The 22,256-nt window shown below is 63.6% G+C and carries 24 protein-coding genes; 9 read left to right on the plus strand and 15 right to left on the minus strand.

Translation table 11 applies throughout. From position 1 onward, the window contains the following. Positions 1 to 2 precede the first annotated feature (2 nt). Positions 3 to 428 carry a DUF3574 domain-containing protein gene (locus ACVISU_RS01835; RefSeq protein WP_456705795.1) on the minus strand — a complete coding sequence of 142 codons (426 nt, stop codon included), beginning with the start codon at positions 426 to 428 and terminating at the stop codon, positions 3 to 5. A gap of 498 nt (positions 429 to 926) precedes the next feature. On the opposite strand from ACVISU_RS01835, the gene ACVISU_RS01840 reads away from it, so the two are divergent. Next, on the plus strand, positions 927 to 1,961 hold the full coding sequence (locus ACVISU_RS01840) for an AraC family transcriptional regulator (protein WP_456705796.1): 1,035 nt from the start codon (positions 927 to 929) through the stop codon (positions 1,959 to 1,961). A 131-nt stretch (positions 1,962 to 2,092) separates the two neighbouring features. Here the strand turns inward: ACVISU_RS01840 and ACVISU_RS01845 are convergent, their stop codons facing one another. Beyond that, on the minus strand, positions 2,093 to 2,518 hold the full coding sequence (locus tag ACVISU_RS01845) for a hypothetical protein (RefSeq protein ID WP_456705797.1): 426 nt from the start codon (positions 2,516 to 2,518) through the stop codon (positions 2,093 to 2,095). Positions 2,519 to 3,116: 598 nt separating this feature from the next. On the opposite strand from ACVISU_RS01845, the gene ACVISU_RS01850 reads away from it, so the two are divergent. The 4 genes from ACVISU_RS01850 (at position 3,117) to ACVISU_RS01865 (ending at position 6,281) form a co-directional block, all read left to right on the plus strand. Further along, entirely contained in the window at positions 3,117 to 3,269 is a 153-nt protein-coding gene (locus ACVISU_RS01850) for a DUF1127 domain-containing protein (RefSeq protein ID WP_016846063.1), read from the plus strand. 111 nt (positions 3,270 to 3,380) lie between these two features. Next, positions 3,381 to 4,814, plus strand: coding sequence for a methylenetetrahydrofolate--tRNA-(uracil(54)-C(5))-methyltransferase (FADH(2)-oxidizing) TrmFO (gene trmFO / locus ACVISU_RS01855; RefSeq protein ID WP_456705798.1), 1,434 nt, complete (start codon positions 3,381 to 3,383; stop codon positions 4,812 to 4,814). A 5-nt stretch (positions 4,815 to 4,819) separates the two neighbouring features. Next, a complete protein-coding gene (locus tag ACVISU_RS01860) occupies positions 4,820 to 5,923 on the plus strand; it encodes a serine/threonine protein kinase (protein WP_456705799.1) in 1,104 nt (367 codons plus the stop codon). Positions 5,924 to 5,999: 76 nt separating this feature from the next. Then, a complete protein-coding gene (locus ACVISU_RS01865) occupies positions 6,000 to 6,281 on the plus strand; it encodes a DUF1488 family protein (RefSeq protein WP_050400513.1) in 282 nt (93 codons plus the stop codon). A gap of 2 nt (positions 6,282 to 6,283) precedes the next feature. Here ACVISU_RS01865 and ACVISU_RS01870 read toward each other — a convergent pair whose 3' ends face one another. From ACVISU_RS01870 to yajC, 5 genes are read right to left on the minus strand one after another with little or no spacing between them, the layout of a single operon-like run. After that, positions 6,284 to 7,147: a phytoene/squalene synthase family protein gene (locus ACVISU_RS01870; RefSeq protein WP_456705800.1), complete on the minus strand. Its 864-nt coding sequence runs from the start codon at positions 7,145 to 7,147 to the stop codon at positions 6,284 to 6,286. Continuing rightward, complete coding sequence (locus tag ACVISU_RS01875; RefSeq protein ID WP_050400515.1) at positions 7,144 to 7,527, minus strand: Mth938-like domain-containing protein; 384 nt, start codon at positions 7,525 to 7,527, stop codon at positions 7,144 to 7,146. Before ACVISU_RS01875 ends, ACVISU_RS01870 begins: the two co-directional genes overlap by 4 nt. Positions 7,528 to 7,533: 6 nt before the next feature. Further along, the gene (secF, locus tag ACVISU_RS01880) at positions 7,534 to 8,568 is read right to left on the minus strand and encodes a protein translocase subunit SecF (protein ID WP_456705801.1); all 1,035 of its coding nucleotides are present in this window, start codon (positions 8,566 to 8,568) and stop codon (positions 7,534 to 7,536) included. 10 nt (positions 8,569 to 8,578) lie between these two features. Next, positions 8,579 to 10,174 carry a protein translocase subunit SecD gene (secD, locus tag ACVISU_RS01885; protein ID WP_456705802.1) on the minus strand — a complete coding sequence of 532 codons (1,596 nt, stop codon included), beginning with the start codon at positions 10,172 to 10,174 and terminating at the stop codon, positions 8,579 to 8,581. 40 nt (positions 10,175 to 10,214) lie between these two features. Next, positions 10,215 to 10,571 (minus strand): preprotein translocase subunit YajC, encoded by a 357-nt coding sequence (gene yajC / locus ACVISU_RS01890; protein ID WP_021081225.1) that lies wholly within the window; start codon positions 10,569 to 10,571, stop codon positions 10,215 to 10,217. A 191-nt stretch (positions 10,572 to 10,762) separates the two neighbouring features. On the opposite strand from yajC, the gene ACVISU_RS01895 reads away from it, so the two are divergent. The 3 genes from ACVISU_RS01895 to ACVISU_RS01905 all read left to right on the plus strand — a co-directional run bounded on the left by ACVISU_RS01895 (position 10,763) and on the right by ACVISU_RS01905 (position 14,281). Further along, positions 10,763 to 11,746: an ATP-binding protein gene (locus ACVISU_RS01895; protein ID WP_456705803.1), complete on the plus strand. Its 984-nt coding sequence runs from the start codon at positions 10,763 to 10,765 to the stop codon at positions 11,744 to 11,746. A 66-nt stretch (positions 11,747 to 11,812) separates the two neighbouring features. Next, positions 11,813 to 12,292 (plus strand): hypothetical protein, encoded by a 480-nt coding sequence (locus tag ACVISU_RS01900; RefSeq protein ID WP_456705804.1) that lies wholly within the window; start codon positions 11,813 to 11,815, stop codon positions 12,290 to 12,292. A gap of 360 nt (positions 12,293 to 12,652) precedes the next feature. Further along, complete coding sequence (locus tag ACVISU_RS01905) at positions 12,653 to 14,281, plus strand: porin (RefSeq protein WP_456705805.1); 1,629 nt, start codon at positions 12,653 to 12,655, stop codon at positions 14,279 to 14,281. A gap of 86 nt (positions 14,282 to 14,367) precedes the next feature. Here the strand turns inward: ACVISU_RS01905 and ACVISU_RS01910 are convergent, their stop codons facing one another. Both ACVISU_RS01910 and ACVISU_RS01915 read right to left on the minus strand, forming a co-directional pair. Further along, entirely contained in the window at positions 14,368 to 15,741 is a 1,374-nt protein-coding gene (locus ACVISU_RS01910; RefSeq protein ID WP_456705806.1) for a peptidoglycan DD-metalloendopeptidase family protein, read from the minus strand. Positions 15,742 to 15,851: 110 nt separating this feature from the next. Further along, a complete protein-coding gene (locus ACVISU_RS01915) occupies positions 15,852 to 16,508 on the minus strand; it encodes a protein-L-isoaspartate(D-aspartate) O-methyltransferase (RefSeq protein ID WP_050400521.1) in 657 nt (218 codons plus the stop codon). A gap of 345 nt (positions 16,509 to 16,853) precedes the next feature. Between ACVISU_RS01915 and ACVISU_RS01920 the strand changes: the two genes are divergently transcribed. Then, complete coding sequence (locus tag ACVISU_RS01920) at positions 16,854 to 17,231, plus strand: response regulator (protein WP_083991871.1); 378 nt, start codon at positions 16,854 to 16,856, stop codon at positions 17,229 to 17,231. 120 nt (positions 17,232 to 17,351) lie between these two features. Here ACVISU_RS01920 and surE read toward each other — a convergent pair whose 3' ends face one another. The 6 genes from surE to ACVISU_RS01950 form a co-directional block, all read right to left on the minus strand. Then, positions 17,352 to 18,119, minus strand: a complete 768-nt coding sequence (surE, locus tag ACVISU_RS01925; protein ID WP_456705807.1) for a 5'/3'-nucleotidase SurE — start codon at positions 18,117 to 18,119, stop codon at positions 17,352 to 17,354. An 80-nt stretch (positions 18,120 to 18,199) separates the two neighbouring features. After that, positions 18,200 to 18,958 (minus strand): hypothetical protein, encoded by a 759-nt coding sequence (locus ACVISU_RS01930; RefSeq protein WP_456705808.1) that lies wholly within the window; start codon positions 18,956 to 18,958, stop codon positions 18,200 to 18,202. Positions 18,959 to 18,971: 13 nt separating this feature from the next. After that, positions 18,972 to 20,303, minus strand: a complete 1,332-nt coding sequence (gene serS / locus ACVISU_RS01935) for a serine--tRNA ligase (protein WP_456705809.1) — start codon at positions 20,301 to 20,303, stop codon at positions 18,972 to 18,974. Positions 20,304 to 20,504: 201 nt separating this feature from the next. Continuing rightward, positions 20,505 to 21,311 carry a twin-arginine translocase subunit TatC gene (gene tatC, locus ACVISU_RS01940; RefSeq protein ID WP_050400526.1) on the minus strand — a complete coding sequence of 269 codons (807 nt, stop codon included), beginning with the start codon at positions 21,309 to 21,311 and terminating at the stop codon, positions 20,505 to 20,507. Next, positions 21,308 to 21,814, minus strand: a complete 507-nt coding sequence (gene tatB / locus ACVISU_RS01945; protein WP_456705810.1) for a Sec-independent protein translocase protein TatB — start codon at positions 21,812 to 21,814, stop codon at positions 21,308 to 21,310. The genes tatC and tatB overlap by 4 nt, the downstream gene beginning before the upstream one ends. 161 nt (positions 21,815 to 21,975) lie before the next feature. Next, complete coding sequence (locus tag ACVISU_RS01950; RefSeq protein WP_050400528.1) at positions 21,976 to 22,209, minus strand: twin-arginine translocase TatA/TatE family subunit; 234 nt, start codon at positions 22,207 to 22,209, stop codon at positions 21,976 to 21,978. Positions 22,210 to 22,256: the final 47 nt, after the last annotated feature.

The following is a 22,256-nucleotide window of genomic DNA, read 5'->3' on the forward strand; positions in this document are numbered from 1 at the left end:
GTTCAGAACGATGCGCAAGTGGTCGAGAGCGTGAGGCCAACCGACTGTTGATGAAAGCGCTGCCTGTACGCGGTGCTGATCTGTGTCAGGCGCGCCAAGGTCTCCGGGGTCTCGGCAGCGATGATGCGCACGACAAAGGACGGCTCGCGTGTGATCCGGCCGGTGTCCGGGTCGCGCCATTGGCCGGAAGCCCTGAGCTGGGTCAATCCATCTGGGAAGCGCGGTGTCACCTCCCTCAGAAGGAAGTCCGACCATTGGGCGTCCGATACGCGGCCATGTCCGGCGATCCGGCGTCCAAACAGCAGTTCGGCCTGCATCATCGACTTGCCATTGATCAACTGGCAGGACGTTGCTGCGCCTTCGGCGGTGGATGTGTTGGTTCCGGCAACGAGGACAAGCCACGCCGCAGTCAGGATCAGTGCGCGCATGAAGTTCGAACTGTGAGCTTTACAACGTCTTGGGTATTGCGGAACACGATCCAGGCAAACATCATCATTCCGGGGAACACGGCCAGTACGCCCGTGACACCCGTGTAGCAAGCCTGACGTCGCCGGGCGCGACTTCAACACGCAAAGGCAGTGTTAGGATCACATCATATCTTTCTGCGAATGAACCAAGCTTGCGCGATGGCTTTTAGCGACGTGCCCGCCCGCCGGCTTGGACAGGCGCGACAACGCATTGGATGAAAACGACCTGGCGGGTCGGGATTTTCAAGTTTGTATACGTTTCGGCCATGGGACGTGCGGTCGAACTCGGAATTGCCGCAGGAGCGACCACGGATGGAACATATCTCGGGGCTTTGACACAGCCGAGTCATTGGCTAGAAGCCCCTGCGTCGCGTGCGGTTTTTGCCGCCGAACCGGGTCGCCTTGGTGAACCAGACGCGGCAATTCGGCGACATCTGTTGCGACAGCCTGAGTTTCCCGATGACCTCGACGGCCGACGACGTTGCACTTTCCCGGTTTTCCCTGGAAGATTTTGCCGAACAGGACCGCATGGCCGCATGGCGTGATCTGTACGGCCGGCTGGTGCTGAATGCCGACCTCACGCCACTGCCGGATCATTCATTGCATGCGGACGTGACCGTGCGGATGCTCCCCGGGCTGTCCATCACGTCGGCCAGCATGTCGGCGTTTCGCTACGAGCGGGGTGCCGAACAGTTGACGGATGGCAACGACGGGCTTGTTCTGGTGACGGGTTCGCACGATGCCATGATGGTGCAGCGTAGATGCGAGGTCAGGTGGAGCGCCGGCGACGGGCTGTTGGTCAGCTCGGCGGATCCGGTCGCGATGGTCTGCCCTGCCCCGGCGAAGATTCTGTGCCTTCACGTTCCACGGCAGGCGCTGGCGCCGCTGGTGAGCAGCGTCGATTCCTCCGTGATGCAGCCGATCGCGCGCTCCACCGAGGCACTGAAATTGCTGGTGAACTATGTTGGAGCGCTGCAGGAGGATTATGCGCTTGCCACGCCTCAGCTACGGCACCACGTGGCCTCGCATGTGCACGATCTGATCGCTGTGGCGCTCGGCGCAACGGGAGATGCCGCGGCTCTTGCCCATGGGCGGGGCGTGCGCGCAGCGCGGCTGCGTGCCATCAAAGCCGATATCATCGACCATCTCAATCATAGTAATCTCACGGTTGCGACTGTAGCGCGGCGGCACGCCGTCACCCCGCGCCAGGTGCAACGGATGTTTGAAGCCGACGGGACCACATTTTCACAATTCGTGCTTGGGCGCCGTCTCGCGCGAGCGCATCGATTGCTCGTCAATCCACGCTATGCCGATCGGCCTGTGAGCGCGGTCGCCTTTGAGGTCGGTTTCGGCGACGTGTCCTATTTCAACCGCACCTTTCGTCGTCAATACGGAGCGCCCCCCTCGGATGTGCGTGAATCGGCGCGAAGAGGGCAAATCATCGGTACTCCATCCAGAACGGAAGAAGGGCGTTCGACAATCCGTGAAGCGTAACCGGCCGCTTCGATAAGTTTCGAAGCGTGATTGCGAGCAGTAGTTTCTGACCCAACCGAGCCGATCACGCGGTACGCAAATCAAAGGGCCGATTGCCCCAGGCAATCGGCCCTTATTCCATGATCAGAAGCTTACTTCGCCATGCTCTCTTCGGCGGCTTTGCTGAGGTGCGCGCCGCATGCGCCCCACTTGTTGTTCAGCATTGCGTCCTGCGCGAGCGAGACTTCCTTCTCCGCCGCGAATTTGGCCTCATTGTCGGCCATAGCTTCGACCGCAGCTTCAGTCTTGCCGAAATTGGCACCGCTGCAGCCGACACCCATGTGGTGGCGATGTGCGGCCTGAGCAGGAGCAGCGACAGCGTAAGCAACGGCAGCCATGGTGGCTGCGGCGATGAATGTTTTAATCATGGGAATGATCCATCTCTTGTTCTTGGACAGATCCCTGCGTGATTGCGGAATCTGCAGCGCAATTATTCGCTGTTCCTGGCGCCGTTCGGAATGAACTTCGCGCGACGCGAATGTGATCGGCGCTGCGCGCGGATCGCGCATGCGTTGCATAGTGTTTCGATTACATGCCGGTAAGGAGGCGGCGCCGCATTAGCTTCGTTGCCAGCGTTCAGTTCAATCGAATGCACTTCCGATAATCCTCAGCACATTCAGCGCGACGCGCCGGACGGGACGGAGATTCCACGCGACGTGGACGGATCAAATCACCTCTTACGTCAATGCGACTGATTGACGCTACGCCCATTTGGCGTGTGCGAGGGCCTCATAAGATGAACAAATAATCATTTCTATGGCATCTTGTCGCATGCGAATCACGCATGGAACACGTGGCCGTGATCCGGCCAGTGAGGCGCGGGAAAACTTGATTGGGCGGTCTTTAGCTACCATGTATCAAGTGTGATCCGGCACACCGAAATTCCACCAATTAATTGATTTTAGACATATTTTTGCGGACCGCGCCGCGACGGCGGAACTTTCGTTTATGGGCCTTCCCGGCAAGCCCCAAACGGTTAATCGAAACTTACTGCCGCCATGCGTTTTAGGCTTAGCTGCATCGCACCATTGGAACTACCGCGTCGCACCATATCATCTATATTCACTTCAACGATGAGGCTTTGAAAAGCTGAATCTGAATTACTAGGAGACTACCATGTTGCTCTCGCTCATCCGCATGATCCAGGCTTTCCGGGATTATCAGCGCAATGTCAGCGAACTGTCCCAGCTCAGCGATCGTGAACTGGCCGATATCGGCCTCGACCGCTCGGACATTCCGCGCGTTGCCGCCGGTACCTACAACGGTTAATCGGCCCGCAAGCCATCTGATGAACGGATAACGCCCGCTTCCACAGCGGGCGTTCTCGTTTTTGGTGCGGTTTCAGATGCATATGGACTCGAAACGCGCTAACGCTGCGCGATGACACCGCTTCAATCCTCTTCCCAACCCGTGCACATCGTGGGCGCAGGGCTCGCCGGCTCGGAAGCCGCCTGGCAGGTTGCCAATTCCGGCGCCCGTGCCGTTCTGCATGAGATGCGTCCACGCCGGATGACCGAGGCGCACCGGACCGAAGGCTGCGCCGAACTGGTCTGCTCGAATTCTTTCCGCTCCGACGACGCCGCCAACAATGCGGTCGGGCTGCTGCACGCCGAGATGCGGCGGCTGGGCTCCCTCATCATGCGCTCGGCCGATGCCAACCAGGTGCCGGCCGGCGGCGCGCTGGCGGTCGACCGCGATGGCTTCTCTGCTGCCGTCACCAAAGCACTGAGCGAACATCCGCTGATCGAGATCAGTCGCGAGGAGGTCGCAGGGCTCCCGCCGGCCGACTGGAGCAATGTGATCGTCGCCACCGGTCCCCTCACCTCGGCGCCGCTCGCCGACGCCATCAGGCAGCTCACCGACGAGAGCGCGCTGGCGTTCTTCGATGCGATCGCGCCGATCGTGCACAAGGATTCCATCGACATGTCGGTGGCCTGGTTTCAGTCGCGCTACGACAAGGTCGGTCCCGGCGGCACCGGCGCCGACTACATCAATTGCCCGATGACCAAGGAGCAATATGACGCCTTCGTCGCGGCGCTGATCGACGGCGAGAAGGTCGACTTCAAGGACTGGGAGACCAACACGCCCTATTTCGACGGCTGCCTGCCGGTCGAGGTGATGGCCGAGCGCGGTCCGGAGACGCTGCGCCACGGTCCGATGAAGCCGGTCGGATTGACCAATCCGCACGATCCGACGGTCAAGCCATATGCGATCGTCCAGCTGCGGCAGGACAACAAGCTCGGCACGCTCTATAACATCGTCGGCTTCCAGACCAAGCTGAAGCACGGCGCGCAGCAGCGCGTGTTCCGTACCATTCCGGGTCTTGAGAACGCGGAATTCGCCCGCCTCGGCGGCCTGCATCGCAACACCTTCCTGAACTCGCCGAAGCTGCTCGACGGCCAGTTGCGCCTGCGCACGCAGCCGCGGCTGCGTTTCGCCGGCCAGATGACCGGCTGCGAGGGTTATGTCGAGTCGGCCAGCGTCGGCTTAATCGCGGGCCTTTGCGCCGCCGCCGACATGCGCGGCACGCCGTTGACGCCACCGCCCGCCACCACCGCGCTCGGTGCGCTGCTCGGTCACATCACCGGTGGCCATATCGAGACGATCGACGCCGGTTCGCGTTCATTTCAGCCGATGAACATTAATTTCGGTCTGTTCCCGCCGCTGGCCAGCCCTCCGACCAAGAAGCCGGACGGCTCGCGTCTGCGCGGCAACGAGAAGACCATCGCCAAGAAGCAGGCGATCAGTGCGCGGGCACTCACCGACCTCGACCACTGGATCGCAGAGCACCTGCGCGTTGCGGCAGCGGCTTGACCGTCATGAGCTTGCCGAAAGACGACGGCGCCATCCTGTCGGCGCGATGGAGCCAGGGCGTGCTGCTCAAGCGCGACGTGTTCTCGACGGTCGAGCGCGGCCGTTTCCGGACCGATGACGGCGAGGTCGACGGCGTGCTGCGCCGGCTCGATCAGGTGCCGTTCTGGTCGTTCGCCGTGGCGCTGCATCTGTTCTCGCGCGAACGTCGCGCGCTGACCTTGGCGCGCGATCTTGACGTCGGCCCCAAGCTGTTATGGGCAGGCAGGCGCGCACTGGTACGCGGCTTCATCGACGGCGCGGCGCTGCATCTGGCGAAGCCGCATGGCGACGTCGCCTATTTCCGCTCTGCCAAGGCTGCGTTGCGCAAGCTGCATCGCGCCGGCATCTGCCACAACGACCTCGCCAAGGAGCAGAACTGGCTGGTCGGCCGCGACGGTCGCGCCTACCTCACCGACTTTCAGCTCGCCGCCTGCTTCAAGACCCGAAGCCGGCTGTTCCGCATCGCGGCCTATGAAGATCTGCGGCATCTGTTGAAGCACAAGCGCAGCTACGCGCCGGAGGCGTTGACGCCGAAGGAGCGCAAGGTGCTCGCGAAGAAGTCTGCGGTCGCCAGCCTCTGGCTCAAGACCGGCAAGAAGGTCTATCAGGCGATTACCCGCGGCATCTTCAATTTCACCGACCGCGAGGGCGGCGGCCGGCGGCTGGTCAACGACGCGCCGGTGCTGGTCGATCTGATCCGCAGGAATCCCGACGTGCGCGACACCGCGATCGTCGCCTTTGCCGACCGGCGCGTCGGCGTCGGCCTCTACGCCTTCGTCGAGGCCGACCAGTCTGCGCTGGAGAAGACGCTGCGGAGCGAGCTTGCCACAGCTAAGGGCGTCAAGCCGCCCGAACACATCCAGGTCGTGCACGCGTTGCCCCGCGATGCGGCCGGCAAGCCGCGTACCGAGATCCTGCAACTCGTCGCCATGAACCAGATCGACCTGATCGAGCCGATGATGCGCAGTGACGCTGATCGCGAGTTCCTCAAGGACATCCTCGAGCAACGCAAGAATCTGCGCGACCGCTTCAATTTCGAAGTTGCCGAGATGGATCGGCCGGCGCGCTGAAGCGCGCGCACTCTCGACAAACGCAGCTCGACGCGCCAATCTCGTGAGGGCTAGCGCGCTCAAAGGGACAAGTCCAATGCCACTCACCCGTGGCCGTATCGGGGGATATGATTCCGAACGCCTTGCGTTCGGATTCACCATGATGAACGGCGATCAGGAAATCGAATGCCAGATCAGCGACGCCGCAATGGACGAGCTGGCCGGCACACGTGGAACGGCGAGCATGGCGCGGCAGGCGCAATTTGTTGCGCTCCGCGACGCCGTCGAGCAAATCGCATCCGACGTCTATGACAGCAGCCCGGTGGTCAGAGGTGCGACGATCCGGATCTTCACCAAGCATATCCTAGCGAAACAATAGAGCTAGCGACCGAACTCCTCGGTGCGCGCCGCTCGCCACAACGTCCAGAGCGTGCGCAGCCGAGAGACCGGCTTCGGCAGGAACGGATCGTAGTCGGCGCCCCTCGCCCGGCTCAATTCGCGCCTGACGTAAGCGAGCGGCAGGAAGATCGGCCGCACGCCGGACGGCACATCCGCAAGCAGTCCGAATGCGGTCTTGAGATGAGCTTGAGCCTCCTCCGCCAGCTGATCGATCGCCGCGCGGATGTTCGGCGTCGGCTTGCCGGCAAACACCTCTTCCTTGCTGCTGCCGTGCTGTTGCAACAGCTCGACCGGCAGAAAAAGTTGCTGCCGCGAGGCATCGCGGCCGAGCCCGGCGATGACCTGCGCGATGCCCTGGGCGAGGCCGGCATGACGGGCCAAATGATCGATCGCCTCCGACGGCCGCGCCACCACGCGCGTCGCCTGCGCGAACAGCGCTGCCACCGTGGCGTCGAGGTAGCCCTCGAGCGCGGCCAGCGACGGCATCGGGTCGTTGTAGAGATCGAACTGATGCTCCTCGACCAGGAGCGAGAATGGCGAGACCGGCAGGCGGTGATTGCGGATCGCATACAGCAGCTCGGCCGCGACCGGATTGCCCTCGACGCCGCCGTGTCCGGCGCCCGCCAGCATGTCGGTCCACCATTGCAGCCGCATCTCGCCGGGCAGCGGCTGACTGACCTGCTCGTGCACGCGCGAGACCTCGATATTGAAGGCGTAGATGGCGAGCAGCGCGCGGCGCTCCGGACCCGGCATGAACAAGGTCGACGCGTAACGCACGAAGTCATGGCTTCGCACCAGATCGGCGCAGAACGCCGCGCCGTCGGTCGGCGCCTCCGTCGCGCTCATGGCACCGCGATCAGGGCCGCCGCGACGCGACGCCGCTCGCCCAGCATGATGTTGTAGGTGCGGATCGCAGGGCCCGTCTGCATCGGGTCGAGCACCACCCGCACCGCGCGCAGGGCCTCGCGCAGGCCCTTAGGCGGCACCCAGACCTCGGTGCCGCTGCCGACGATCAGCGTATCGATCGCATTGGCGGCCGCGAATACCTTTTGCAGCGAATATTCGTCGATCTCCTGCGCCCTGGTCACCGGCCAGGCCCACATCGAGTCGGGCAAGCACAGCAGCGAGCCGCGGTGCGACATATCGGCGAACGCGAAGCCGCCCTTGCCGTAGGCCTCGATCGGCGCCGACCTCGGAAGATGGGGAGCGTCCGAGGAGTTGCTCATGAGCCGCTACTTCTTGGCTGCCGCGTTCGGCTTCTTCTCCGATTCATCATCGGCGGCGTCGCGCCGCGTGGTGCCGACGCCGAGGTAGATCAGGATCGGTGCCGCGATGAAGATCGAGGTGTAGGTGCCGACCAGCACCACGCCAAACATCATGACCGCGGTGAAGCTGTGGATCGCGTGGCCGCCGAACAACAGCAGCGCGAGCAGCGCCAGGGTCACGGTGACGTGGGTGATGATCGAGCGCGACAGCGTCGAGTTGATCGATTCGTTGAGCAGCTGCGGCATCGGCATCTTCTTGTAGCGCCGCAGCATCTCGCGGATGCGGTCGTAGATGACGACGGTATCGTTGAGCGAATAACCGAGAATTGTCAGCAACGCCGCGATGCTGGTGAGGTCGAAATCGACCTGGGTGACCGACATGAAGCCGATCGTCAGCACGATGTCGTGGACGTTGGCGATCATGGCGCCGAGCGCGAACTGCCACTCGAACCGGAACCAGAGATAGATCAGGATGCCGACGATCGCGAGCATCAGGCCGAGCATGCCGTAGGCGAGCAGTTCACCCGAGACCCGCGGTCCCACCACCTCGACGCGGCGGTAATCGACGGACTCACCGAGTGCGCCGCGGATCTTGCCCACCGCATCCTGCTGGGCCTTGTCGCCGCCCGGCTGCTCAGCGACGCGAATCTGCACGTCAGACTCGCCCGTACCGCCGAGTTGCTGCAACTGCACCTCGCCGAGACCGAGGCCGTTCAAGGTCGTGCGCATCGCGGCGATGTCGGCGGTGCCGGACTTGGCCCGTATTTCCAGCAGCGTGCCGCCCTTGAAGTCGATGCCGAAATTCAGGCCGTGGGTGAAGAACAGCGTGATCGCGACGATCGAGAGCAGCGCCGAGATCGGGAAGCTGATGCGGCGGAAGCGCGTGAAGTCGAAATGCGTGTCGTCGGGCACGATGCGCAGCGACGGCAGGAGGCCGAGCGCCGCGACCACGGTCAGCGCGGCGATCAGGATGCCAAGGCCAATGAGAACGGTATGAGTCACAATAGGCCTCTCAGATCGGCACGGTTTGCGGCCGCTTCCACCGCACCCATGCCGCGACGATCAGGCGCGTCAGGGTAAAGGCGGTGAACACCGTGGTGATGATGCCGATGCCGAGCGTCACGGCAAAGCCGCGGACCGGTCCGGTGCCGATGTAGAACAGCACGGCGGCAGCGATGAAGGTGGTGATGTTGGAATCGAGGATGGTCGCGAGCGCCCGCTTGAACCCGGCGTCGATCGCCGAGATCGCGTTGCGGCCGCCGCGCAATTCCTCGCGGATGCGCTCGTAGATCAGCACGTTGGAGTCGACCGCGATGCCGACCGTCAGCACGATGCCGGCGATGCCGGGCAAGGTCAGCGTGGCGTTGAGCAGCGACAGCAGCCCGAAGATCATGGCGACGTTGATGGCCACGGCGATGTTGGCGAACACCCCGAACAGCCGGTAGGTGAGCAACATGAACACGATCACCAAGATCGAGCCGACATAGGCCGCCAGCTCGCCCTTCTCGATCGAGTCCTGGCCGAGGCCGGGACCGACGGTGCGCTCCTCGACCACGGTCAGCGGCGCCGGCAGCGCACCGGCGCGCATCAGGATCGCCAGATCGTTGGCCGATTGCACGGTGAAGCTGCCGGAGATCTGGCCCTGCCCGCCGGTGATCGGTTCACGAATCACGGGCGCCGAGATCACCTTGTTGTCGAGCACGATCGCAAACGGCTGGCCGACATTGTCGGCGGTCGCCTGAGCGAATTTGCGCGCGCCCGAGGTATTGAACTTGAAGCTGACGATTGCTTCGCCGGTGCGCTGGTCGAAGCCGGGTTGAGCATCGGACAGTTCAGCTCCGGACACCAGCACCTGCTTCTTCACGATGTACGGAACCGGTGGCGGCGACGCGCTCACCAGCCGCTCCGAATCCGCCGGCACCGTGGCCTGATCAGGCGACGCCGTGGTGTCGACCATGCGGAATTCCATCTTCGCGGTCTTGCCGAGCAGCTCCTTCAGATGGGTCGGGTCCTGCAGGCCCGGCACCTGCACCAGGATGCGGTCGGTGCCCTGACGCTGGATCAAGGGCTCGACGGTGCCGAGCTCGTTGACGCGGCGCTCGACGATCTGGATCGACTGCTCGATGGTCTTGCGCATCCGCTCGATCATCGCGGGCTGCGACACGGTCAGGCGGATCAAGCCGCCCCCGGCGTCGGTCACGTCGACATCGCGCTGGCCGCTGGAGCCGAGCAGGCCGCCGATCGGCTGCGCGATCTCGCGAAGCTTGGTCAGCGCCGCCGGAACATCGGCCTCCTTCGCGATCCGGGCCTCGACGGCGTCGTTGCGGATCGTGATGCCTCCGGTGAAGCCGATCCGGGCGTCACGCAGCGCCTTTCTTGTGTCGTCACGAACCTGTTCGAGCTTTTCCTTCTTCACGTAGTTGGCGTCGACCTCGAGCAAGAGGTACGACCCGCCCTGCAAATCGAGACCGAGCACGAGGCGCCGCTGCGCCCAGGCCGGCCAGGTCTTGACCTGCGCTTCGGGGAAGAAATTGGGCACGGCGCACAGGCAGACCACCAGCGCTGTCAGGATAATCCCCAGCGCTCGCCACCGCGTGAAATACAACATCGAATTGACCTGTCAGATTCGGCAAGGGGCTCCGCGGCGATCAGCTCGCGGACGCCTCGTCCTTGGCGTCGCCCTTCGCCGGCTCACCCTTGGTCCGCACGCCCGAAATCATCTGGCGCATCTGCCGCACGCGAACGCCATCCGAAATCTCGAACTCGATCTGGTCGTCGTCGACCACCTTGGTCACCTTGCCGACCAGGCCGCCCGAGGTCACCACGGTGTCGCCGCGGCGGATGTTCTTCACGAGGTCCGCATGATCGCGCACCTTCTTCTGCTGCGGGCGCAGAATCAGGAAGTACATGATGACGAAGATCAGCGCGAATGGCAGCAGCGACATCAACATGCTGTTGGTGTCACCACTTGCTCCAGCCTGAGCAAACGCAGGAGTAATCAGCATTCGGACGATCCTCGGATAAGACGGGAAAGAACCGGCAGCGCCCTCGACCTTCGGGGCGGTATGGCGGTCCGGACAAATTCGCGCGGACTATAGCGGCCGCGGTCCCAATTGCAACGTTAACGGACCTTCATTTAGGGCGCTTGCGGGACCGCCGCCAGCCCGATAAGGCTGCGCCGTCAGGAACTGGACAAATGCCGAAAAAAGCCAAAAAAACCACCAGTAAAACAACCAGCAAAACCGCCCCCAAAGCTGCCGCCAAGCGCGCCGCAAACGCCGCGACAAAACGCCCGGTCATGCAGCTCGACGGCGCGGCCGCCGAGCGGATCGCGAGCGCCCTGGAGGCCATCGCGAGCCGCCTTGCGGACGCCTCCCCGGCCTCCGATCCGGCCCGCTCATTCGGCGCCGCGGACGCCTTTGTCTGGCATCCGGACGGACGCCTTGCCCCGGTGCCGCGCGTCAGCCGTGTCGAGATCGGCCTGCTCAAGGGCGTCGACCGGATGCGCGATATCTTGATGGAAAATACCGAGCGCTTCGCCAACGGACTGCCCGCCAACAATGCGCTGCTCTGGGGCGCCCGCGGCATGGGCAAGTCGTCGCTGGTCAAGGCCACCCATGCCAGCATCAATGTCGATCGCAAGCCGGCCGACCGGCTCAAGCTGATCGAGATCCATCGCGAGGACATCGAGAGCCTGCCCGGCCTGATGGACCTTCTGCGCAGCTCCTCCTTCCGCTTCATCGTGTTCTGCGACGACCTCTCGTTCGACGGCAACGACGCCTCCTACAAATCGCTCAAGGCGGTGTTGGAAGGCGGCATCGAGGGACGCCCCGAGAACGTCATCCTCTATGCGACCTCGAACCGGCGACATTTGCTGGCGCGCGAGATGATCGAGAACGAACGCTCGACCGCGATCAATCCGGGCGAAGCGGTCGAAGAGAAAGTATCACTGTCGGATCGGTTCGGTCTCTGGCTTGGCTTCCACCGCTGCAGCCAGGACGAGTACCTTGCGATGGTGAAGGGCTATTGCGACCATTACGGCATCAAGATCGCCGAGGACGAACTCGAGCGCGAGGCGCTCGAATGGTCGACCACCCGCGGCTCGCGCTCCGGCCGCGTCGCCTGGCAGTACACGCAGGAACTCGCCGGCCGGCTCGGCGTGCGGCTGAGCGGCGCATAGCGCGAGCCGCACGTCCGGCAAATCGCAGGCCTTCTGGATTCGGTGCGGCGTGGGTACACTCGACGCATGCCGGCCGAACCCAGCACGACTGCGAGACGATGTGGCGAGTGCACCGCGTGCTGCGATGGCTGGCTGAAAATCCGGATCCGTGGCCACGACGTGCATCCGGGGCAGCCGTGCCCATTCAGCAGCGCCGGCCAATGCACCATCTATGACGAGCGTCCGGTCGATCCGTGCCGGAATTTCGTCTGCGGATGGCTTACGCCGACAAGCCCGCTGCCTGACTGGATGCGTCCCGACAAATCCGACCTCATCTTCCTTCCCGCAAGCTTCTCCTGGCGGACCATCCCCGTCGATGTCGCGGTTGCCGTCGGTACGCGCCCGAAGGCAAAGGCATGCGCCTGGCTCGAAGCCTTCAGCCGCGACAAGCGGCGGCCGCTGCTGCTGCAATCGGACGGCGAATGGCACGCGCATGGGCCGCCGCAATTCCTGCGCGACATGGTCGCGCGCATCTCAGGCGGCCCTCGACCCGTTAGGGTAGTATAGAACCGCAAGCCAAGCCTGGCTCCGCTCCGCGCGACCTGCATTTTGGCATTCATTATCCCAGAATGGGCAATTCATATTGCGTCGCAAGCATAACTTGTCAGCGACACTGACGCATTCCGAAAACTGTATTTTTATCAAGGGCTTCAGCGCCGTCCAAGTAAGTCAAAACTTATTCCAGAAACGCCGCTGCGACAAATTGATGCACTGCAATAGTATCATAGTACCTATTTTGTCACACGGCGGGTTTATCGTCTTCAGAGCATCCGCCCGCCGTGTATCTGGCATTTGGTATACATTAGCATTTCCACCTGTTTGCAGCCCCAGCCTTCCGCTGAGGCGATTGGCAAATGGGGGAATCGAATGAAAAAGAGACTGCTGGCAGGAACTGCATCCGCGGCGATTTGCCTGGCGCTCACGCAACAGCCGGTGCGTGCGGCAACGCTCGACGACGTCATGGCACGTCTGGATGCACTCGAACGAAACAATGCAAAGCTCGCCAAGGAGAACGCTCAACTCAGGGATCGCGTGAATCACATTACCAGCCGCCCGGCTCCGGCCGCAGCTGCGGCTTCGACAACGAAGGGCAATCCGGTCCAGCATGCGGCCGTTGCCCCCTCCCCGACGCCAGCGGCATCCGAGCACGCCGTCGTAAGCATCGGAGGCGCGCCGCTCTACAGCAAGGCGTCAGGCGGCAACGCCTTCGTCGACAACACCACCGTTACGCTCTACGGCCACGTGGACTTGTCAGGAGATGTCTTCAACGCCGGCGTGTTCGATCAGGGCACCAAATTCGGTGTGGCAAGTAATCTCACGTTTTTCGGCGTCCACGCGCGTCACGATCTCACACCGTATGGCTTTGCCGGGTGGGCCGCCGTCGCCCAGTTTGAATCCCTGGTCGAGGTCGCCGCGGTTCCGACCGAGCGTGCCGCGCTCGGAACGCGCGACAGCTTCATCGGGATGGCAACGCCATGGGGTACCATCAAGGCCGGCAAGTCCGACACGCCGTACAAGAAAGCCACATCGAAGTTCGACCCGTTCTCGGCGACGCTCGGCGACTACAACTCGATCATGGGCAATACCGGCGGCGACCTGCGTGCGGAGTTCGATTGGCGCGCGGCCCATGCCCTCTGGTACGAATCGCCGGTCTGGAACGGCTTCCAGACCACGCTGATGATCTCGCCCGGACAAAACACGGCAAAGGACAACAGCGATTTCGCGCTCGGCGACTTCAATTGTCCCGCCACGTCCGCGCGCGGCAGCGGCAGCGGCTTCCCGCTCACCGCGGCACCGGAGGGATGCACCGACGGCTCCTACGGCAATCTCTACAGCGCCTCGCTGACCTACAATCAGGGACCGTTCACGGCGGTCGCCGCCTACGAGATGCATGAGGGCACCAACCGTACCGGCGACGAAGCCGTCACGCCGCTGAGCAATGGCGGCGTGCTGATCGTTCCGCCAGGAGCCGTCGGCATCGCCAACGAATGGGCCGCGAAGATCGGCGCCGGGTATCGCCTCGACGATGGCATCGGCAAGCTGCAACTCTACGGCATCTACGAGGTGATGCGGCGCGAGAACACCGTCGCCGACTTCAACGAGCGGTCGCGCGACGGCTACTTCCTCAGCGCCACCCAGAGCGTCGGCGCCTGGGACGTCAGCGCGTCATGGGCCCATGCCAACGCCTCTCCCGGCTCGCCAGGCACCGGCGTATTCAACAACTACACCGTCACTCCAGCACCGGGATCGGCCGATTTTGCGCTCAACTCGGTCGACAGCAGCGCCGATCAATATGCAGCCGGCGTCAAGTACCACTTCAGCCCGTTCGCGACCTGGTATCTCGTCGGCAGCTACCTGCGGAACGGCCCCGGCGCGCATTACTGCCTTGGCGTCAGCGGTCATGGTTATGGCATTTGCGGACGCGATGCCAACAACAACGTGGTCGCCGGCAACAAGGCGCGCGCTGTCACGACGGGCATGACCTTCGACTTCTAAATCAAACAAAACGGGGGAGGCCTTGCGCCTCCCCCGTTGTCTTTGTTGTGAGACTTGGAAGTCCCTTGGAAGTCCCGGCGCGTAACTTACGCGCCGTTGAGGAACTGGAGCGGATCGACCGGAGACGATCCCTTGCGGATTTCGAAATGGAGCTGCGGCGAGCCGGCCTCGCCCGACTGGCCCGACTTGGCGATCACCTGGCCGCGCTTGATCGTATCGCCGCGCTTCACCAGAAGCTCGCTCGCATGAGCGTAGGCGGTGACATAGCCGTTGGAATGGCGAACCAGCACGAGGTTGCCGTAGCCCTTCAGCTCATTGCCCGAATAGGCGACGACGCCGTCTTCGGCCGCCTTGACCGGCGTGCCTTCGGGCACCGCGACGTTGATGCCGTCGTTGACCTTGCCGTTGGTCTTCGAGCCGTAGGCGGTGATGACCTTGCCGCGCACCGGCCAGCGGAACGTCGGCAATGCCCCGGTGGCTTCGCTGGACTTGGTGGCAACCGGCGCTTCTGCGGCGGCGACCGGCTGTTCGACGGTAGCGGTCGGCTGCACCAGCCGCGCGCTCTGCTGCGGCAGCGCCGTCGCGACGACCTTCGGAGCCGCCACGGCCGGCGCCGGGGCAACGGCGACGGGCGCAGCGGCAAGAGGCTGTGCAACGGGCGCAGGAGCCGCCATCGCGGTCTTGGCACCGGGCACCACCAGCTTCATGCCGAGACTCAGCCGGGCTGATTGATCGAGATTGTTGGCGCGGGCAAGCTCCGCCACGGGAATGTGGTGCTGGCGCGCGATGCTGTGCAGCGTGTCGCCGCGATTGACATAGTGGACGCCGGAAGGCGCGGCGGCCACGGCAACGGGTCGCGTGGCCGGTGCGGCCATCGCCGGCACTGCTGCAGCGGCCGTCGGGCGCGGAATGACGAGCTGCTGGCCGGGCGACAGCGCGCGCGGTCCCTTGTAGCCATTGGCGCGCAGGATCTCGGCGGTCGAGACGTTGTAGCGGCGCGCCAGCACTTCGAGCGTATCGCTGGTGCCGACGATGATGGTGGTGCCGCTGTGTCCGGCATGCGCTGCGGCGACCGAATGCGGAACGGTGCCGGTGGCTTCGATCTGCGGCTGCGCAGGCGGCGTGTAGGACGAAACCCCGCGCCCGCCTCCGGAGACGCCGGCATTGGCAACCGGATAGGACTGCGGCGCAGCAACCGGCGGCGGCAACGGCTGTGACTGATACTGTGAATATTGCGGTTGCGTTCGTGGCCGCGCGTATTGCGGCAGCTCGCGCGGCGGCTGTGCCTGCACGGTGCCGGTCGGCTGCGGATCAAACGCAAACGGATTTTGCGAGTAAGAGTTTTGCGAGAAGCGCGACGACATGTCGGCGCTGCAACCGGCAAAAGCCATGGACATCAGCGTCAGCACCGCAACCTGCGGTACGCGACGCGAGCGAAGCAACTCAACAACCCCAGACATGGTTACTCACTCGTACGCAACAAAAGACTGTTTTGAGTAAACACGTCGCGAGTAAATAACCGCTTAACCCTGCGAATAAGGCGTTGGTGCCAAGCGGCAAATCGCCGAATTTACAATTCGCGCGCGATTCCCGGCAGCGCCGGCACAAAGCGGACGTCGACCAATTCCTTGCGGTCGAAGCCGCTCTCCGTGCGCACCACGCGGACCAGGGTCTGGGTCCCCTGATGCGGCCCGACCGGGGCGATCAGGATGCCGCCGGGATCGAGCCGTTCCAGCAGCTTCTCCGGGATCTGCTCCATTGCCGCGGTAACGATGATGCGGTCGAAATCGCCGGCCCCCGCCGGGACGTCGAAGCCGTCGCCGAGCAGCACCTCGATGTTGTAATAGCCCAGCTTTTCGAGGCGCTTGCGGGCGGCGTCAGCCAGCGTCCGGTAGCGCTCGATGGTCAGAACCTGCTTGCACAGCCGGGACAGGACCGCGGCCTGGTAGCCCGAACCGGTGCCGATCTCGAGCACGCGGTGATCCTTCTGCAGCTGCAGTTGCTCGGTCATGTAGGCGACGACGAAAGGCTGGCTGATAGTCTGCCCGCAGGCGATCCCCAGCGCGCTGTCGCGGTAGGCCTCGTTGCGATCGCGCGGATCGACGAACAGCTCGCGCGGAACCTCCTCCATGGTGCGCAGCACCGCCTGATCACTGACCCCTCGCCGCCGCAGGGTGAGCTGAAACATCATCTTCTCGGTCGGATCGGGCTTCACGGCCATGTTCATCAGCGTCTCTGGGCAGTAGCGCGGAATCTTCCTTAAGCTTCATGCCATTGAAATCCGAAATGCCGCGTTAAGGAAAAATTTCCCGTTACCTTTTGTTCCCCGCCAGGAACCGGCAGCCCGATTTCGTATTGGCGCGAACACAGCAGCTTCCCATATAATACCGGCGATGCGCGGCTAACGCCCAGGGACAGGAGCTCAGTCTGCTCTAATCCTGCGCAACAGAGTCAGTCAAAACGATCCGGCGACGCAGCGTCGCGCGCTGGAAACCGACAAATTCCAAACGTTTGCATTGCGCCTTTTGGCGTTATTTGCGAGCCTGTTTCGGGGACGGGCAAGGATTCCATCATGACAGCGACACGGCCGGCGGGCTGTTCAGTTTTCCTCGTTGAGGACGAGGTCATGATCCGGATGATGGTCGCCGATATGCTGGAGGAACTCGGCCACAGTGTCGCGGCCGAGGCCGGCGAAATCGGCGAAGCCGTCAAGCTCGCGCAATCGACCGAATTCGACCTCGCGATCCTCGACGTCAACGTCAACGGCAAGGTGATCACCCCGGTCGCCGAGCTGATCAATGCCCGCAACCGCCCCTTCATATTCGCAACCGGGTATGGCTCGTCCGGCCTGCCACCGGAGTATCGCGATCGTCCGGCGTTGCAAAAGCCCTTCCAGCTGGAAACGCTGGCGCAGGTGATCTCCAGCGCAATGCGGAGCGCACCGGTTTAAATCTCACCCGCATTCGTATTCGTAGCCCGGAGCAGCGCAGCGAAATCCAGGACTGCGCTCTATGCGTTTAAGATTCCCCCGGATTTCGCTGCGCTCCATCCGGGCTATAGATTCCCTGCGTCACTTCAACGTCGCGGTCAGCGTTTCCGAAAACGCCTCATCGGTGCGGTCGAGCCGCAGCGGCGTCACCGAGACGTAGCGCGCGGCAAGCGCGGCGAGATCGGTGCCTTCGACCGGCGTATCCATCATCGCCGCGCGCTCGAAGCCGATCCAGAAATACGGATTGCCGCGTCCGTCGTGACGACGATCGATTTTCAGGAAACCCTGATTGCGCTTGCCCTGCCGCGTGATCCGGATGCCCTTGACGTCATCGGGCATGCAGGACGGGAAGTTGACATTGATGACGGTGTTGCGGGGAACGCCTGCGCCGATCACCTTGCGGATGATGTCGGGCCCGAATTTCAGCGCGGTCTCCCACAGCGGCGCGTTGCGCGTCTCGATCGAAAACTCCTGCGACAACGCAAACGACGGAAAGCCCAGGATGGTGCCTTCCAGCGCGCCGGCAATGGTGCCGGAATAGACCACGTCCTCGGCGACGTTGCGGCCCTTGTTGACGCCGCTCAGCACGAGATCGGGCAGCTTGTCTCCGAGAATGTGGCGCGCGCCCATGATGACGCAATCGGTCGGCGTGCCGCGCACCGCGAAGTGACGCGGGCTGACCTCGCGCAGACGCAGCGGATCGTTGAGCGAGAGCGAATGCGACACGCCGGACTGATCGAGTTCGGGGGCGACGATCCAGACGTCGTCGGACAATGCGCGTGCGATCTGCTCGACGACCTGCAGGCCGGGGGCGTGGATGCCGTCATCATTGGTGCAGAGAATTCGCATCCGTCAAAGTGCCTCTTGTTTCGATTCGACGCGGGTTTCTTGAGTTGCGGTTTCTTGAGTTGATTTGCCGTCTTAACCGGCTAGGGCCGCGGAGGCAAACCGGGCCCGTGCCATCGCGCCGAGGGGACGCGCCATGGGTGCACGAATCTGCCGCTACCGGCGATCTTGCGGTCGAACACCGGCCACGCCGGTCGGGCTGACTGCCGAACGGTCGTGAGAACCGGCGGCGTGGGCGCCTCCGGCTTAACCGGTGCAACCTGGCAAGCGTCGGGCTTTGGAGCTTCGGATCTGGGAGCTTCGGACCTGATGGGCTCGGTGTTTGGAGGCTCAGGCTTGGGAGCCCCGCGTTCGGCAGGTTCAGCCCGGGGCGATTCAACCTTGGGCGGTTCAGGCTTGGGCGTTTCAAGCTTGGGCGGTTCAGGCTTCAGCGGCGGCCGCGCGGGCGCCTCCTCGGCCGGCTTTGCGACCGGCGCGGCCGCAACCGATTTCGATTTCAACCTCGCCAGCAGCTCCTCGATGGAGGGCACCGATTCCGCGCCAAGCGGAGCCCGGAGCACGGCCCGGACCGGAGGCGCCGGCGGCGGCGCGACGGCTGCTGGCGGGGGCAGATCGGCCGGCGCTAAATAGGCGAACTTGCCGCGCGCGATCTCCAGTGCCTTGTCGAAGTCCGGCCTGTCGATCCAGACCTTCGACTGTATCTCGGTCACGCGGGCCTCCCACAAGCGCGCGGCCTCAATGTCGTAGTAGCCCATCTGCTTCTGATTGATCAGCTGCAGACCGTGGCCCGTGACGGCCCATTGTCGACCAAGCCAGTGGATGTCCCGGTGGAGCGGCATCACACTGGCCCTCGCCTCACATGCCGTGCTCGATGACTTTGAGCCCGCCCATATAGGGCTGCAGCACATCGGGCACCGCGATCGAGCCGTCCTGCTGCTGGTAGGTCTCCATCACGGCGATCAAGGCGCGCCCCACCGCCGTGCCGGAGCCATTCAGCGTATGCACGAAGCGCGGCTTACCGTCGGGGCCGCGATAGCGCGCGTCCATGCGGCGGGCCTGGAAATCACCGCACACCGAGCAGCTCGAAATCTCGCGATAGGCGCCGCCGTCGCCCTGCCCAGGCATCCACACCTCGATGTCGTAGGTCTTCTGCGCGGAGAAGCCCATGTCGCCAGCGCACAGCGTCATCACGCGATAATGCAGGTCGAGCTTCTGCAGCACCTGCTCGGCGCAGGACAGCATGCGTTCGAGCTCGTCCTTGCTGGCTTCGGGCGTCGTGATCGACACCAACTCGACCTTCGTGAACTGGTGCTGCCGGATCATGCCGCGCGTATCGCGACCCGCAGCTCCAGCTTCGGCGCGGAAGCACGGCGTCAGCGCGGTGAGCCGCATCGGCAGCTCCTTCTCGTCGAGGATGGATTCGCGCGCGAGGTTGGTCAGCGAGACTTCCGCGGTCGGGATCAGGCCGAGGCGCTCGCTGCGCAGATCGGCATTCGGTGTCGAGAGCAATTCGCCCTTGATCGCCCAGAACTGGTCGTCCTCGAATTTCGGCAGCTGGCCGGTACCGAACATCACGGCGTCGCGCACCAGCAGCGGCGGATTGATCTCGGTGTAGCCATGCTCACCGGTGTGCAAATCGAGCATGAACTGCCCGATCGCACGCTCGAGCCGCGCCAGCCCCTTCTTGAGCACGACGAAGCGCGCGCCGGACAGTTTCGCCGCCGCCTCGAAATCCATATAGCCGAGCGCGGTGCCGAGATCGTCATGCAGCTTCGGCGCAAAGCCGTAATCGCGCGCCTTGCCGAACACATGGTGCTGCACATTGCCGTGCTCGTCGGTGCCGTCGGGCACCTCGTCGAGCGGCAAGTTCGGAATTGACGACAGCTCCCTAGTCAGCTCGTCGTCGAACGATTTCGCGGCAGCCTCGAGCTCTGGCATCGTGGTCTTCAGCTCGGCGACTTCGGCCATCAGCTTCGCCGCGCGCACCTCGTCCTTGGCCTTCTTGGCCTCTCCGATTTCCTTTGAGGCAGCGTTGCGCCGCGCCTGGGCCTGCTCCGACGCCAGGATCGCCGCACGCCGCTTCTCGTCGATCGAAAGCAGCGACGGCGACAGCGCCTCGAGTCCGCGGCGTTTCAGGCCGGCGTCGAAGGCAGTCGGGTTGTCGCGGATCGCTTTGATGTCGTGCATGGCAGTCGGGGTCCTAACGTCGCTCAGGCAGATAACGTTGTGTGTCAACGTGTTGCGGCGTGCTTGAACTAGCACAACTGTCATCGCCCGCGAAGGCGGGCGATCCAGTATTCCAGCGACGTCGGCGTGCCGCTGAGAGGTCGCGACGTACTGGATACCCCGCTTTCGCGGGGTATGACACCGCGTGCGTGGAAAAATGCCCTATTCGGCCGGATTGGTCGCCGACGGCGCTCCGGACGAGGCGTTCGAAGGGGCGGCCTTCTTCTCCACGATCCGGACCGCGATGATGGCCCCCTCATAGAGCAGGAGCAGCGGGATCGCGAGCGAGGCCTGGCTCAGCACATCGGGCGGCGTCAGCACGGCGGCGATGATGAAGGCGATCACGATGAAGTAGCGCCGCTTCTCCTTCAGCATCTTCGAGGTGACGATGCCGATCCGGCCGAGCAGCGTCAGGATCACCGGCAGCTGGAATGCGATGCCGAAGGCGAAGATCAGCGACATCATCAGCGAGAGATACTCGCCGACCTTGGGCAGCAGCTGGATCTGCGCCGTCTCCGTGCCCGCCGCCTGCTGCATGCCGAGCGAAAAGCGGGTCAGCATCGGGAAGACCACGAAATAGACCATCATCGCGCCGAGCACGAAGAACACCGGCGTCGCGATCAGATAAGGCAGGAACGCGTTGCGCTCATGCTTGTAGAGCCCGGGCGCCACGAATTTGTAGATCTGCGTCGCGACGATCGGAAACGAGATGAAGCCGGCGCCGAACAACGCGAGCTTGAGCTGTGTCAGGAAATATTCGAGCAGCGCGGTATAGATGAATTTGGAATTTTCCGGCCCCGCCACCCAGATGAAGGGCCAGACCAGGACGTTGAAGATCTGCTTGGCGAAGAAGAAGCAGATGATGAAGGCCACGCCGAAGCCGAGCAGCGCCTTGATCAGCCGCGAACGCAGCTCGATCAGATGATCCATCAAGGGGGCCTTGCTGGCCTCGATATCTTCGGCGCTCATGACGCCCTCGCGTCCTTGAGCACGTCGGGCTGCGCCGGCGTCGCGCCCTGCGCAGGCGCCGACTCGGGCTTCACTTCGCTGGTGATCGCGAGCGGCTCGCTCGTGGTGGCGGCGTGCGCCTCGGCCTCGACGAAGGTTTCCGGCGTCGGAGCTGCGGGTATCGTGGGTGTGACCGGTGCGTCGATCGCGGAGGCAACCTGCGCATCGACCGGCTTGTCGATCTGCAGAGCGTCGCTGACGTCCTTCTCCAGCGAGGTCATGATGCCGCCGCTGGTGATGCCGGTTGCGGCTTCCCTGACTTCGTCAAAACTCTTCTTGAGGTCGGCCATCTCGGCCTCGCGCATGGCCTCCTGGAACTGGCCCTGGAATTCGGCGGCCATCCTGCGGGCCTTGCCCATCCATTGCCCGACCATGCGCAGCACGCCCGGAAGTTCTTTCGGGCCGATGGCGATCAGCGCGACGACCGCGATGACGACCAGTTCACTCCACCCGATGTCGAACATGAATGCTTCCGCCTAAGCGCGCCGCTATCGGCCCCATCGATCCCTAGCAGGATCTGGGGCTGCCGGCGCCTTTTCTCAATCGGCGTCCATAGCGCGTCTGTGCGACGGCGTCACCGTTTCGCGCCAGGAAAAACGTCGAAATATGCGTCAGTACAAGCGCGTTAGACGGCCTTGCTGCCGACGTCCTGGCGCGCGGCCGACGGCGCCGCATTGTGGTCGATCGCCTTGGTGGACTCCGGCTTGTCCGCAACCTTGTCGTCGTCCTGCATGCCCTTCTTGAAGGCCTTGATGCCTTGGGCGACGTCACCCATCAGGTCCGAAATCTTGCCGCGTCCGAACAGCAGCAGGACCACTGCGATCACGACGATCCAGTGCCAAATGCTAAGCGAACCCATCCTGCAACCCTCCAGAAATGGCCGGGGGACCGGCCTGAACATGGCCG

This window comes from Bradyrhizobium sp. USDA 4452 (assembly GCF_054063575.1).

Coding starts and splice junctions, on each gene's coding strand:
- trmFO (WP_456705798.1), top strand. CDS start 3,381: ATGACACCGCTTCAATCCTCTTCCCAACCCGTGCACATCGTGGGCGCA.
- ACVISU_RS01910 (WP_456705806.1), bottom strand. CDS start 15,741: ATGTCTGGGGTTGTTGAGTTGCTTCGCTCGCGTCGCGTACCGCAGGTT.
- ACVISU_RS01860 (WP_456705799.1), top strand. CDS start 4,820: ATGAGCTTGCCGAAAGACGACGGCGCCATCCTGTCGGCGCGATGGAGC.
- ACVISU_RS01835 (WP_456705795.1), bottom strand. CDS start 428: ATGCGCGCACTGATCCTGACTGCGGCGTGGCTTGTCCTCGTTGCCGGA.
- serS (WP_456705809.1), bottom strand. CDS start 20,303: ATGCACGACATCAAAGCGATCCGCGACAACCCGACTGCCTTCGACGCC.
- ACVISU_RS01865 (WP_050400513.1), top strand. CDS start 6,000: ATGCCACTCACCCGTGGCCGTATCGGGGGATATGATTCCGAACGCCTT.
- ACVISU_RS01895 (WP_456705803.1), top strand. CDS start 10,763: ATGCCGAAAAAAGCCAAAAAAACCACCAGTAAAACAACCAGCAAAACC.
- ACVISU_RS01840 (WP_456705796.1), top strand. CDS start 927: ATGACCTCGACGGCCGACGACGTTGCACTTTCCCGGTTTTCCCTGGAA.
- ACVISU_RS01915 (WP_050400521.1), bottom strand. CDS start 16,508: ATGAACATGGCCGTGAAGCCCGATCCGACCGAGAAGATGATGTTTCAG.
- tatB (WP_456705810.1), bottom strand. CDS start 21,814: ATGTTCGACATCGGGTGGAGTGAACTGGTCGTCATCGCGGTCGTCGCG.
- yajC (WP_021081225.1), bottom strand. CDS start 10,571: ATGCTGATTACTCCTGCGTTTGCTCAGGCTGGAGCAAGTGGTGACACC.
- ACVISU_RS01900 (WP_456705804.1), top strand. CDS start 11,813: ATGCCGGCCGAACCCAGCACGACTGCGAGACGATGTGGCGAGTGCACC.
- secD (WP_456705802.1), bottom strand. CDS start 10,174: ATGTTGTATTTCACGCGGTGGCGAGCGCTGGGGATTATCCTGACAGCG.
- ACVISU_RS01870 (WP_456705800.1), bottom strand. CDS start 7,147: ATGAGCGCGACGGAGGCGCCGACCGACGGCGCGGCGTTCTGCGCCGAT.
- ACVISU_RS01920 (WP_083991871.1), top strand. CDS start 16,854: ATGACAGCGACACGGCCGGCGGGCTGTTCAGTTTTCCTCGTTGAGGAC.
- tatC (WP_050400526.1), bottom strand. CDS start 21,311: ATGAGCGCCGAAGATATCGAGGCCAGCAAGGCCCCCTTGATGGATCAT.
- ACVISU_RS01845 (WP_456705797.1), bottom strand. CDS start 2,518: ATGCAACGCATGCGCGATCCGCGCGCAGCGCCGATCACATTCGCGTCG.
- ACVISU_RS01875 (WP_050400515.1), bottom strand. CDS start 7,527: ATGAGCAACTCCTCGGACGCTCCCCATCTTCCGAGGTCGGCGCCGATC.
- ACVISU_RS01950 (WP_050400528.1), bottom strand. CDS start 22,209: ATGGGTTCGCTTAGCATTTGGCACTGGATCGTCGTGATCGCAGTGGTC.
- ACVISU_RS01905 (WP_456705805.1), top strand. CDS start 12,653: ATGAAAAAGAGACTGCTGGCAGGAACTGCATCCGCGGCGATTTGCCTG.
- surE (WP_456705807.1), bottom strand. CDS start 18,119: ATGCGAATTCTCTGCACCAATGATGACGGCATCCACGCCCCCGGCCTG.
- ACVISU_RS01850 (WP_016846063.1), top strand. CDS start 3,117: ATGTTGCTCTCGCTCATCCGCATGATCCAGGCTTTCCGGGATTATCAG.